This is a genomic window from Pseudomonas segetis (genome assembly GCF_900188155.1).
Classification (GTDB): domain Bacteria; phylum Pseudomonadota; class Gammaproteobacteria; order Pseudomonadales; family Pseudomonadaceae; genus Aquipseudomonas; species Aquipseudomonas segetis.
The window spans coordinates 39,558-51,563 of sequence record NZ_FZOG01000001.1 but is presented as its reverse complement, the minus strand read 5'-3'; the positions used below and the strand labels follow the sequence as shown (position 1 = coordinate 51,563).

13 protein-coding genes and 2 tRNA genes are annotated in these 12,006 nt (G+C 57.5%); 9 read left to right on the top strand and 6 right to left on the bottom strand.

Annotated elements, in window-relative coordinates; translation table 11 throughout:
* Positions 1 to 21 precede the first annotated feature (21 nt).
* Positions 22 to 351: a YkgJ family cysteine cluster protein gene (locus CHB79_RS00270; protein WP_089358525.1), complete on the top strand. Its 330-nt coding sequence runs from the start codon at positions 22 to 24 to the stop codon at positions 349 to 351.
* A gap of 41 nt (positions 352 to 392) precedes the next feature.
* Here the strand turns inward: CHB79_RS00270 and CHB79_RS00265 are convergent, their stop codons facing one another.
* From CHB79_RS00265 to hemA, 6 genes are all read right to left on the bottom strand, one after another.
* Positions 393 to 911 (bottom strand): acyloxyacyl hydrolase, encoded by a 519-nt coding sequence (locus CHB79_RS00265; RefSeq protein WP_089358524.1) that lies wholly within the window; start codon positions 909 to 911, stop codon positions 393 to 395.
* A gap of 48 nt (positions 912 to 959) precedes the next feature.
* Entirely contained in the window at positions 960 to 1,751 is a 792-nt protein-coding gene (gene murI, locus CHB79_RS00260) for a glutamate racemase (protein WP_089358523.1), read from the bottom strand.
* Complete coding sequence (locus CHB79_RS00255) at positions 1,744 to 2,556, bottom strand: molybdopterin-synthase adenylyltransferase MoeB (protein ID WP_089358522.1); 813 nt, start codon at positions 2,554 to 2,556, stop codon at positions 1,744 to 1,746. Before CHB79_RS00255 ends, murI begins: the two co-directional genes overlap by 8 nt.
* Positions 2,549 to 3,382 carry a peptide chain release factor N(5)-glutamine methyltransferase gene (gene prmC, locus CHB79_RS00250; RefSeq protein WP_089358521.1) on the bottom strand — a complete coding sequence of 278 codons (834 nt, stop codon included), beginning with the start codon at positions 3,380 to 3,382 and terminating at the stop codon, positions 2,549 to 2,551. The genes CHB79_RS00255 and prmC overlap by 8 nt, the downstream gene beginning before the upstream one ends.
* 72 nt (positions 3,383 to 3,454) lie before the next feature.
* A complete protein-coding gene (gene prfA / locus CHB79_RS00245) occupies positions 3,455 to 4,537 on the bottom strand; it encodes a peptide chain release factor 1 (protein WP_089358520.1) in 1,083 nt (360 codons plus the stop codon).
* The gene (gene hemA / locus CHB79_RS00240) at positions 4,534 to 5,814 is read right to left on the bottom strand and encodes a glutamyl-tRNA reductase (RefSeq protein ID WP_010484297.1); all 1,281 of its coding nucleotides are present in this window, start codon (positions 5,812 to 5,814) and stop codon (positions 4,534 to 4,536) included. The genes prfA and hemA overlap by 4 nt, the downstream gene beginning before the upstream one ends.
* A 324-nt stretch (positions 5,815 to 6,138) precedes the next feature.
* Between hemA and CHB79_RS00235 the strand changes: the two genes are divergently transcribed.
* From CHB79_RS00235 to pth, 8 genes are all read left to right on the top strand, one after another.
* Positions 6,139 to 7,866: a tetratricopeptide repeat protein gene (locus CHB79_RS00235; RefSeq protein ID WP_089358519.1), complete on the top strand. Its 1,728-nt coding sequence runs from the start codon at positions 6,139 to 6,141 to the stop codon at positions 7,864 to 7,866.
* On the top strand, positions 7,866 to 8,483 hold the full coding sequence (gene lolB, locus CHB79_RS00230) for a lipoprotein insertase outer membrane protein LolB (protein WP_089358518.1): 618 nt from the start codon (positions 7,866 to 7,868) through the stop codon (positions 8,481 to 8,483). The genes CHB79_RS00235 and lolB overlap by 1 nt, the downstream gene beginning before the upstream one ends.
* On the top strand, positions 8,483 to 9,355 hold the full coding sequence (gene ispE, locus CHB79_RS00225) for a 4-(cytidine 5'-diphospho)-2-C-methyl-D-erythritol kinase (protein ID WP_089358517.1): 873 nt from the start codon (positions 8,483 to 8,485) through the stop codon (positions 9,353 to 9,355). The genes lolB and ispE overlap by 1 nt, the downstream gene beginning before the upstream one ends.
* A 26-nt stretch (positions 9,356 to 9,381) precedes the next feature.
* Positions 9,382 to 9,456: transfer RNA gene (locus tag CHB79_RS00220), tRNA-Gln, on the top strand.
* A gap of 62 nt (positions 9,457 to 9,518) precedes the next feature.
* Positions 9,519 to 9,593: transfer RNA gene (locus tag CHB79_RS00215), tRNA-Gln, on the top strand.
* Positions 9,594 to 9,639: 46 nt separating this feature from the next.
* Complete coding sequence (locus CHB79_RS00210) at positions 9,640 to 10,581, top strand: ribose-phosphate pyrophosphokinase (RefSeq protein WP_087515887.1); 942 nt, start codon at positions 9,640 to 9,642, stop codon at positions 10,579 to 10,581.
* Between the two features lie 118 nt (positions 10,582 to 10,699).
* The gene (locus tag CHB79_RS00205; RefSeq protein WP_010484290.1) at positions 10,700 to 11,350 is read left to right on the top strand and encodes a 50S ribosomal protein L25/general stress protein Ctc; all 651 of its coding nucleotides are present in this window, start codon (positions 10,700 to 10,702) and stop codon (positions 11,348 to 11,350) included.
* Between the two features lie 68 nt (positions 11,351 to 11,418).
* Entirely contained in the window at positions 11,419 to 12,003 is a 585-nt protein-coding gene (gene pth, locus CHB79_RS00200; protein ID WP_010484288.1) for an aminoacyl-tRNA hydrolase, read from the top strand.
* The last annotated feature ends 3 nt before the right edge of the window (positions 12,004 to 12,006 follow it).

Sequence of the window (12,006 nt, the reverse complement as noted above, 5' to 3'; positions counted from 1 at the left end):
GGCTGGCGTACACTGCTGGCCATGACCGACTCAGCGCACATCCCTGTAACCCAACTGCAACCACCTGGCGCAGACAGCGAAGCCGTGGCCTGCTCGAACTGCGCCGCATGCTGCTGCCAGCTGGAAGTCATGCTGATCACCGAAACTGGCGTTCCTGAACGCTACATCAGCACTGACGATTGGGGCGGTGAAGTGATGCTACGCCTGGATGATGGCTGGTGTGCAGCACTGGATCGCGACAGCATGCGTTGCAGCATTTATGAACAACGCCCGCTGATTTGCCGGGAGTTTGAAATGGCATCGCCAGAGTGCATCGAAGAACGGCGCGGCATGGCCACCATCTACCGCTAGAACAGCGCTGGCAGTTGCCAGCGCTGTTACTGCCAGGCCATTTAGAAACTCAGGCGATAATGCAGCGCGTAGGACTCAACCCCGTCGTTAGGATTCTTGATCCCGGCGTTGGAGTAGTGAATAGCCCTGATACCGACTTCCTGATTAGCAAAACGTACGCCTGCACCAATACGGTCTTCGAACTGAAACGAGGTACTCAAATCGTTATTTTCGATTTCAGTACTGGAGAAGAATGCGATACCAATACCGGCTTCAACATAGGGGCGCACGTTCTCTCCCGCGAACTCGTACACAAACACTGGAGCCAGTGAGACGCTGTGATTACTTGAAGTCTCATCACCGTCCCAATAAGTGTATGCACCGTCCCAATAACCGGTCAGGCGCCCTACATCGCTTTGCAGCCAGCTTCTGTCGAAATCGAACTGGGCGCCAAAACGATAGGTCGTGGTTGAGTCACTGGTTTGCCCGATAGAAAAACTAAGGTCCGCAGCCTGAGCAGAACTGCAAACACTCCCCCACGCAGCAATTGCTGCAGCAACTAGAGTGATAGATTTTTTCATACCTTTTCCTATTCTTTCGTGAGTCCTATTCACAAGGCCTGTCTATTTTTATTCAAACGCCATGACTCTGGCGCTTCCCACCCCAAGCATGGGCAACACTGCCTGCATCTTTTGCGGATCCGCGCTGCTCCAGAAAAGCTGTTTAACATCAGATTGCCCTGCAAGTAAATTACGTTCGGCCAATAAACGTTGTAATTGCTTGGCTACTGCCGCGCCCGTATCAATTAAACCGACATTGTCGGGGACAAGTTGGCGCAATAGCGGTTTGATAAACGGATAGTGGGTACAGCCCAGGATTAGCGTGTCACAGCCCTGCGCCAACAAAGGCTCGACATAGCGCTCAAGTAAGGCCCGAGTAGCCGGCCCTTCCAGATCACCGGCCTCTATCTGCTCAACCAGGCCCGGGCAAGGCTGGGTGACAACGCGCACGCCGGAGGCAAACTGATCGAGCAAGGCGGCAAACTTCGCACTCTTGAGTGTGCCACTGGTGGCCAGCACTCCGACCACGCCTGAACGGGTTATGGCAGCAGCGGGCTTGACCGCAGGCTCCATGCCGACAATGGGAAGATCCGGATACAGCTGGCGCAGATCGGCCGCCCCCGCGACCGTCGCGGTATTGCAGGCCAACACCAGTGCCTTGGCGCCTTGCTCCAGCAGGAAACCAGCAATTGCCCGGCAACGCTGGCGAATGAACTCCGGGCTTTTCTCGCCATATGGCACATGGGCACTGTCGGCGACATAGAGCAATGACTCACGGGGCAGCAACTGGCGAATCTCTGCCAACACCGATAAACCACCGACACCGGAATCAAAGACGCCTACGGGCGCGTTGCTATTCATTGCCCAATGGCTCATCCGGGACCTGTTGACAGGCAACAGCGCAGACCCTGCAAGCGGGATCACGCTTGACGCGCAGTTCACGAAAGCGCGAGCCCAGTGCATCTATCAACAACAGGCGACCAATCATGGGCTCACCGAACCCGGCCAGCAGCTTCAGTGCCTCAAGCGCTTGCAGGCTACCGACCAAACCGACCAAAGGACCAACCACGCCCGCCTCGCTACAGGTTAATTCAGCCTCGCTGCCATGGCCGTAAAGGCAGTGGTAGCAAGGGCTGGCATCACTGCGTGGGTCAAAGACCGACAACTGCCCTTCGAGGCGAATAGCGGCGCCACTTACCAGCGGAATCCGAGCGGCAACACAGGCCGCGTTGACGGCCTCACGCGTGGTGAAGTTATCCGAGCAATCAAGCACCAGATCGACAGCAGCAACGGCACTGGCCAATGAATCCTGGTCCAGGGCACTACGCAGTAGTTGCAACTTGATAAGCGGATTGATTGCCTTGAGCCGCGCGGCCGCCGAATCGACCTTGGGCTGGCCCACCGTCAAGCTGTCATGGACAACCTGGCGCTGCAGGTTGCTCAGGTCAACGCTGTCGAAGTCCGCCAGGTGCAGCTCGCCAACCCCGGCCGCCGCGAGATAAAGTGCAACCGGCGACCCCAGCCCACCAACGCCGACTATCAGTACACGGCTATTTTTCAGGCGTAACTGACCGGCTACATCAATTTGCTGGACCAGAATCTGTCGGCTGTAGCGCATCAACTCTTCGTCGCTTAGCTCTGCAAAAAAACCAGCCTGTTCACTCATGGGCAAAACATCCAATGCTAATGCGTTGATGACCACCAAGGTCGCGGCGACTTTCAACCTGGCCAAATCCCCGCGCGCTCAACAGCTCGCACACCGCCGCAGCTTGATCATAACCATGTTCAAGCAATAGCCAGCCTTTGGCACTGAGAAAGTGAGGGGCCTGTTCGATAATCAAGCGAATATCGTCAAGGCCGTCTGGGCCTGCAACCAGCGCACTGCTCGGCTCAAAACGCACATCGCCCTGGCTCAGGTGCTGATCATCTGCTGCGATATAGGGCGGGTTACTGACAATCATCTGGTAGGGCTGGTCATCAAGCGCAGCAAACCAGTTGCTCTGCATGAAGCGGGCGTTGGCCAGCTGTAACCGGCGGCGATTGCGCTCGGCCAACTCGACGGCTTGCGGCACTCGATCAAGCCCACAAAGCTGCCACGCAGGTCGCTCACAGGCCAGCGCCAGGGCAATAGCCCCGGTGCCCGTGCCCAGATCAAGCACCGCAGCAGGCGTTGCCGGTATCAACTGCAATGCGGTTTCAACCAGCAATTCCGTGTCGGGGCGCGGAATAAGCGTATGCGGTGCAACGTCCAGATCAAGAGTCCAAAAGCCTTGCTGGCCGATAATATAGGCCACAGGTTCACCGGCCTGGCGGCGCTTGATCGCCGCGGCGAACTGCTCGAGCTGGGGATCAGTGAGTGCCTTGTCGGCCCAAGTGTGCAAGTAGCTGCGCGACTTGCCCAGTACGTGCGCCAGCAATAACTCGACATCCAACCGGGCACTGGGTGAGTCCGGCAGCTGTGTGCTGCTCAGTAGCGCTTGGATAGTCGGCATGGGTTCAAGATCGGCTCAGGCAATGGTGATATAGAGTAGCGCGCCGAGCCGCAGCTGTTAACGCGCGCTGGATCAGTCGCCCAGGGCTGCCAACTGGTCGGCCTGGTACTCGGCGAGCAGTGGTTCGATCACGGCATCGACACCACCGGCCATGACTTCAGCCAGCGAGTACAGGGTCAGGTTGATGCGGTGATCGGTCACCCGCCCCTGGGGGAAGTTGTAGGTGCGAATACGTTCGGAGCGATCACCCGACCCCACCAGCAGCTTACGGGTATCGGAAATCTCCTTGTGCGCGGCGGCGTCCTGTTGATCCTTGAGTTTGGCCCCCAGCCAGGCCATCGCCTTGGCGCGGTTCTTGTGCTGGGAACGTTCTTCCTGGCACTCGACCACTGTCCCCGTCGGGATGTGGGTAATGCGGATAGCCGAGTCAGTGGTGTTGACGTGCTGGCCACCGGCACCGGAAGAGCGATAGGTATCAACGCGCAAATCGGCCGGATTGATATTGATCTCGGCCTGCTCGTCTGGCTCGGGCAGGACCGCAACCGTACAAGCCGAGGTGTGCACCCGCCCCTGGGATTCGGTTTCAGGTACGCGCTGTACGCGGTGTGCGCCGGACTCGAACTTGAGCTTGCTGTAGACGTTATCGCCTTCGATGCGGGCGATAACCTCTTTATAGCCACCGTGCTCGCCTTCACTGGCCGAGAGAATCTCGACCCGCCAGCCGCGACGCTCGGCATAACGCGAATACATGCGGAATAGATCGCCGGAGAAAATCGCCGCTTCATCCCCGCCCGTGCCGGCACGCACCTCAAGGAATACGTTGCGGTCATCGTTGGGGTCTTTGGGCAGCAGCATGCGCTGCAAATCAGCCTCGAGCTTGAGCAACTGCTCTTTGGCCTCGGCAACTTCCTCCTCGGCCATTTCACGCATATCCGGATCGCTGTCTTTCAACAGCGCCTGGGCGCTTTCGAGATCGGCCAAGACTTTACGGTATTCTCCAAACGTAGCATTTACCGGCTCGATCTCGGCATATTCCTTGGAATACGCGCGAAATTGCTGTTGATTGCTGATCACTTCGGCATCACCAAGCAACGCCGTCAGTTCCTCGAAGCGGTCCTGCATCAAATCAAGTTTATTGAGCAGCGAAGGTTTCATTGCATGCCTTTGTTGGATGACACGCCCTCATCGAGGGCAAAAAGTTCTTGTGCCACGGCCAGCGCGTCGATGCGCCCGTCAGCAGACAGTTTTTTCATCTGCACGCTAGGCGCATGCAGCAGTTTATTGGTCAAGCCTCGCGCCAGCTGCGCCAGGACATCCTCGGCGCTTGCCCCGTTGCTCAACATACGCTGGGCCTTGGCCAGCTCCTCATCGCGCAGGCGCTCGGCTTGCTGACGATAGGCTTTAAGCACATCGACAGCAGCCAACTCGCGCAGACGCAACATAAAATCATCGGCACCGACCGAGACCAGTTCTTCTGCAGCCTCTGCCGCACCTTGGCGACTCTTGAGGTTTTCGGCAATGACTTCGTGCAGGTCATCGACTGTATAGAGGTACACATCGTCAAGCTCGCCAACTTCCGGTTCAATATCCCGTGGAACGGCGATGTCGACCATGAAGATAGGCTTGTGCTTACGCTGCTTGAGCGCGCTTTCCACAGCACCTTTACCTAAGATTGGTAACTGACTCGCTGTCGAGCTGATCACGATGTCACTCTTGGCAAGCTCCTGCGGAATATCCGAAAGCAACACCGCATGGGCACCGAACTGCTCTGCCAGGCTGCTGGCGCGCTCCAAGGTACGGTTGGCGACAACAATGCGCTTGACCCCTTGGTCATGCAGATGGCGGGCAACCAGGCTGATGGTTTCGCCCGCTCCGATCAGCAGCGCCTGGCTGCGATTGAGGTCGCTGAATATTTGCTTGGCCAGGCTGACGGCTGCAAATGCCACCGATACCGGGTTTTCACCAATGGTGGTATCAGTGCGCACCTGCTTGGCAGTGCTGAAGGTGGCCTGAAACAAGCGCCCCAGCAAAGGCCCCATGGTGCCCGCCTCGCGGGCGACCGCGAAGGCTGACTTCATTTGTCCGAGAATCTGCGGTTCGCCCAGCACCATTGAGTCGAGGCCAGATGCCACGCGCATCATGTGACGAACTGCCGCATCGTCTTCATGCACATAAGCACAGGCGCGCAGGTCTTCCAGGTTCAGATTATGGTAACTGGCCAGCCATTGCAGGACCGCATCGGATGTGAGGCTGTCTTGCTCGATGTACAGTTCGCTGCGATTACAGGTCGAGAGAATTGCAGCTTCGCGGCTAGCCGTATCCCTGCACAGTAGCTGCAATGCCTCAACCAACTGCTCTGGAGTGAATGCCACGCGTTCGCGGACGTCCACCGAGGCGGTTTTGTGGTTAATACCGAGGGCAATAAAGGCCATGCATGTTCGCTGACAGATGAAATAAGCCGGCAATTGTCCTACTTCGACCGTTTGAGAACAACCACCGCTCGTTATTGTCACAACATCTCAAGCAGAATTTATCTTGCCCGGCGGGCACCGAATAATGGATGCCAGGGGCAAGAAACCTATAAATTTGCATGTAATTCGTAAAATATTTGCGCTGCACTGTTGTTCATTGCTCAGCTTTAACTCAGCATCATGCAATAGTTGGAGCAGGTTCAATTGCCCAATTAATGATCCCATGGGCTTGCCCAAGGGCTTGTGTCATGATGCTCCGACCGCAGGTTAGCCGTCTCGTCTTCTATGAATAGATCTTTAGCACTACTGACAGCCATGGCTTTTTTGGGTGGCTGCCAAACCTTTAATACCTCTACTGATGGTTCGCCACCGGTTGAGGACGTGACCGCAACCGAGCAAGCTGCCCAGCCCGAGGTCTACAGCTCGTTCAGCAAGGAAACCTTGCTGGCACTGCTGACCGCTGAAATGGCCGGCCAACGCAACCGCTTTGACATTGCACTGGGCAACTACGTGCAGCAAGCCAATGCGACGCAGGATGCGGGTGTTGCCGAGCGCGGCTTTCGCATTGCCGAGTACCTGGGCGCCGACCAGGCTGCCCTGGACACCGCGCTGATCTGGGCGAAAAATGCCCCCGACGCCATCGATGCGCAACGGGCAGCAGCAGTGCAGCTGGCGCGGGCCGGGCGTTATGACGAGTCCATGACCTACATGGAAAAGGTCCTGCAACGCCAGGGCGATACCCACTTCGACTTCCTGGCCCTGTCGGCCGCAGAAACCGACCCGGAGACCCGCGCAGGCTTGCTGCAGAGCTTTGATCGGCTGCTGAACAAGTACCCGGCAAACGGCCAGCTGATTTTTGGCAAGGCCCTGCTGCTTCAGGAGGATGGGCGTTCCGAAGAAGCCCTTGAGCTGCTCGAAAGCCACCCCGCCAAAACCGACGAGGTAGCACCGCTGCTGCTGCAAGCCCGCTTGCTCCAAAGCCTGGAGCGTGGCGATGAAGCCTTGCCATTGCTTGAAAAAGGCATCCGCGAACATCCGGACGACAAGCGCTTGCGCTTGAGCTATGCACGCGCGCTGGTCGAACAGGGCCGCATGGAAGATGCCAAGGGCGAATTTTCGTCGCTGGTGCAACAGTTCCCCGAAGACGATGACTTGCGCTTCTCCCTGGCCCTGGTCTGCCTGGAGGCCCAGGCATGGCAAGAGGCTATCGTTTACCTCCAGGAGCTCATAGAGCGTGGCAGTCACGTTGATGCAGCGCACTACAACCTGGCCCGCGCCTACGAAGAGCTTGGTGATTCAGACAGCGCCCTGATCGAGTACGGCCTGGTCGGCCCTGGCAATGACTACCTGCCCGCCCAGGCCCGCCAGACCGAGCTACTCTTCGCCAGCGATCGCATCGGCGAGGCCTCGGCCAAACTCGAGAAAGCCCGTGGCGCCGAGCCTGACTACGCCATCCAGCTGTACCTGATAGAGGCCGAAGCACTGGCCGGCAAGCAACGCAAGGAACAAGCCTGGCAACTGATCCAGCAAGGGCTCGAGCAGTTCCCGGACGACCTCAACCTGCTCTATACCCGCGCCATGCTCGCCGAAGACCGTGACGACCTTGGCCAACTGGAAACCGACCTGCGCTTTATTCTTGAGCGTGACCCGGAAAACACCATGGCGCTCAACGCCCTGGGCTATACCCTGGCTGATCGCACCACCCGCTACCAGGAAGCCGACGAACTGATCGATAAAGCCTATCGTTTAAGCCCGAACGACCCGGCAATTCTCGACAGCAAGGGCTGGATCAACTATCGCCTGGGCAAGCTTGACGAGGCTGAGCGCTTCCTGCGTAAAGCACTGGAAGACTTCCCTGACCATGAGGTCGCCGCCCACCTCGGTGAAGTCCTTTGGGTCCAGGGCAAGCAAAGCGAAGCCCGTGATATCTGGGCCAGCGCCCTGGAAAAACAACCCGACAGCGAAGTCTTGCGCAGCACCATCAAGCGCCTGACAGGAGCAGAGAAACCCTAATGCGTTTGCGCTACCTTATTGCCTGCAGCCTAGTCGCGCTGCTGACCGGCTGCGCCGGCTTGATCTCCCACGAATCAGTCGAAGGCCAGGGAAACCAGGCCGCCTGGCAAGCCCACAAAGAACAGTTGAGCGCGCTGGATGCCTGGCAAATCAGCGGAAAAATCGGCATCCGCGCCCCCAAGGACTCAGGCAGCGCGACCCTGTTCTGGCTACAACGCCAGGACTACTTCGACATTCGCCTGTCCGGCCCGCTGGGTGGTGGCGCCGCACGCTTGACCGGTCGCCCGGGCGAAGTGCTGCTTGAGGTCGCCAACAAGGGCCGCTATAAAGCCGAGTCACCTGAAGCCCTGCTGCAACAACAGCTGCGCATGAACCTGCCGGTCTCGCACCTGCTCTGGTGGGTTCGCGGCCTGCCCGCCCCCGATACCAAGAGCAACGTCACCCTGGACACCGACAGCCACCTGTCAAAGCTGACGCAAGATGGCTGGCAAGTCGAATACCTGAGCTATGTTGAGCAAAACGGCTATTGGCTGCCCGAGCGCATCAAGCTGCATGGCCAGGACCTGCAGGTCACCATAGTGGTCAAGGACTGGCAGCCTCGCCAGTTGGGCCAATAATGCCCGGGCAACACCATGCCGACGCACGCCTGACACTGCCTGCGCCCGCCAAGCTCAACCTGATGCTGCATATCCTCGGCCGCCGTGCCGATGGCTATCACGAGCTGCAAACCCTGTTTCAGTTTCTCGATTTCGGCGACGAGCTGAGTTTTGCCCCGCGCACCGATGGCAAAATCCAGTTGCACACCGAAATTACCGGCGTGGCCCATGACAGCAACCTAATCGTGCGGGCCGCGCGCATGCTGCAGAAGCACACCGGCTGCGCCCAGGGCGCCGATATCTGGCTGGATAAACAATTGCCGATGGGCGGTGGCATCGGTGGCGGCAGCTCGGATGCGGCCACCACCCTGCTCGGCCTCAACCACTTGTGGCAACTCAACTGCAGCCTGGACGAACTGGCAAGCATAGGCCTGGCGCTGGGTGCAGACGTGCCGGTATTCGTTCGCGGGCACGCCGCATTTGCCGAAGGCGTGGGTGAAAAACTGACGCCAATCGAGCTTCCCGAACCCTGGTTTCTCGTGGCAATACCGCAAGTACTTGTACCCACAGTAGAAATTTTCTCCGACGCCGAGTTGACACGCGATACGCCGCCCATTAAAGTTCGCAGCCTTCTTGAGGGGGGCGGTCGAAATGATTGCCAGCCAGTTGTAGAAAAGCGTTATCCAGAAGTACGTAACGCTCTGATCTTGTTGAACAAATTTGTTCCCGCAAGATTAACTGGCACTGGAGCTTGTGTATTTGGGAGCTTCCCAAATGAGGTCGATGCTGATAAAGTCGCCCGCCAACTTCCAGCCACTTTGCCAAGTTTTGTTGCACAAGGGCGTAACATCTCGATGTTGCACCGAGCGCTTCAGGAGTTGGACAGGAAGTAGATGCAAAGTAGTGAGCTTCACCAGATAGGGGCGTCGCCAAGCGGTAAGGCAGCAGGTTTTGATCCTGCCATGCGTTGGTTCGAATCCAGCCGCCCCTGCCATTAACGCCTTATTGGGCTTTAATGTCTGGAGAGCTACAAGCATCAGCAATGAAATACGATACAGGGGCGTCGCCAAGCGGTAAGGCAGCAGGTTTTGATCCTGCCATGCGTTGGTTCGAATCCAGCCGCCCCTGCCAATTTCTATACTCATCCAGGTATACCCTCAGCCGGTAGGTACTGCGCGTGTCCAAGATGATGGTCTTTACGGGGAACGCTAACCCCGATCTGGCGCGGCGTATTGTACGCCAGCTGCACATCCCCCTCGGCGATGCCTCTGTCGGTAAATTCTCCGACGGCGAAATCAGCATTGAAATCAACGAAAACGTTCGTGGTAAAGACGTCTTCCTGATTCAGCCGACGTGCGCGCCAACAAACGATAACCTGATGGAACTGGTGGTAATGGCCGACGCCTTCCGCCGCTCATCAGCTACCCGAATCACTGCTGTTATCCCCTACTTTGGCTATGCACGCCAGGATCGCCGTCCGCGCTCCGCTCGCGTTGCAATCAGCGCTAAAGTCGTGGCTGACATGCTCACCGTTGTAGGCATTGACCGTGTTCTGACTGTCGACCTGCACGCTGACCAGATTCAAGGTTTCTTCGATATCCCGGTAGATAACATCTACGGTTCCCCGGTCCTGGTGGATGATATTGAAGATCAACGCTTCGAAAATCTGATGATCGTCTCCCCGGACATCGGCGGTGTAGTGCGTGCGCGTGCTGTAGCCAAGTCCCTGGGTGTTGATCTGGCGATCATCGACAAGCGCCGCGAGAAAGCCAACCACTCCGAAGTGATGCACATCATCGGTGACGTGGAAGGCCGCACCTGTATCCTGGTTGACGACATGGTCGATACCGCTGGCACCCTGTGTCACGGTGCCAAGGCACTGAAAGAACACGGCGCTGCCAAGGTCTTCGCTTACGCCACCCACGCCGTATTGTCGGGTCGCGCCATCGAGAACCTTGAGAATTCGGTACTGGACGAACTGGTGGTGACCAACACCATCCCGCTGTCCGCTGCCGCACAATCGTGCTCGCGTATTCGCCAGCTCGATATTGGCCCTATTGTCGCCGAAGCGGTTCGCCGCATCAGCAACGAAGAATCGATCAGCGCAATGTTCCGTTAATCCGGAACCCTGTGCCCTGAGCGAAATGCGCCCCGCCTTAATGCGGGGCTTTTTTACCTAACCACCCTGTCGCTGGTCGCAAGCGTAACGGGTGGAAAGGTTATTTTGGAGAAATGAAATGAGTGATTTTAACATTGACGCACAAGCGCGTTCAGACCTGGGGAAAGGTGCGAGCCGCCGCCTGCGTCGTAACGCCAGCCTGGTTCCAGCCGTAGTTTACGGTGGCGAAAAGGCTCCACAATCCATCAGCCTGGTTGCCAAAGATTTCGCCAAGCTGCTGGAAAACGAAGCTTCGTTCAGCCACATCCTGTCGCTGTCCATCGACGGCGCCAAGGAAAACGTCCTGATCAAAGCTCTGCAGCGTCACCCGTCGAAAGGTTTCGTACTGCACGCTGACTTCATCCGTGTTGTTGCTGGCCAGAAACTGACTACTCAGGTTCCACTGCACTTCATCAACGAAGACAAAGCAGTTGCAGTCAAGAAGCAAGGCGGCGAGATCTCTCACACCGCTACTGAAGTTGAAATCAGCGTACTGCCACGCAACCTGCCTGAGTTCATCGAAGTCGACATGGCCAAGATCGAAGTCGGCCAGACTCTGCACTTGTCTGACCTGGTTCTGCCAAAAGGCGTTGAACTGGTTGCACTGGCTCACGATAGCGACCTGGCCGTGGCTAACGCCCACATGCCTCGCGTTACCAAAGCTGAAGATCTTGAAGTTGACGCGGAAACTCCAGACGCTCCGGCAGCTGACGCTCCTGAAGCTGAGTAACACCCGCTACGCTGATCAACAGCTCAGGTGCATTTGCGCTTGAGCTGTTTTCGATAAAGGGCTCCAGTATGACTGCCGTACAACTGATCGTTGGCCTTGGTAACCCAGGCCCTGAATACGACCAGACTCGGCATAATGCCGGGGCCCTTTTCGTTGAACGACTGGCAGACAGTCAACGCATCAACCTCAGTGTTGATCGCAAGTATTTTGGCCTGACTGGCAAATTCAGCCATCAAGGCCGCGACGTTCGTTTACTGATCCCCACCACCTTTATGAATCGCAGCGGTCAATCCGTGGCAGCGCTGGCGAACTTCTTTCGCATCCCTGCCGAAGCGATCCTGGTGGCTCACGACGAACTGGATATGCCGCCTGGCGTCGCCAAACTCAAACAGGGTGGCGGGCACGGCGGGCATAACGGCTTACGCGATATCATCGCGCAGCTGGGCAACCAGAATAACTTTTACCGCTTGCGGCTTGGCATCGGCCATCCAGGGCATAGCAGCATGGTGTCCAATTACGTTCTAGGACGCGCCCCGCGCAGCGAACAGGAACTACTCGACACCAGCATCGACTTTGCACTCGGCGTACTCCCAGAGATGCTCGCCGGAGAGTGGAACAAAGCGATGCAAAAGCTGCACAGCCAAAAAGCCTAACCT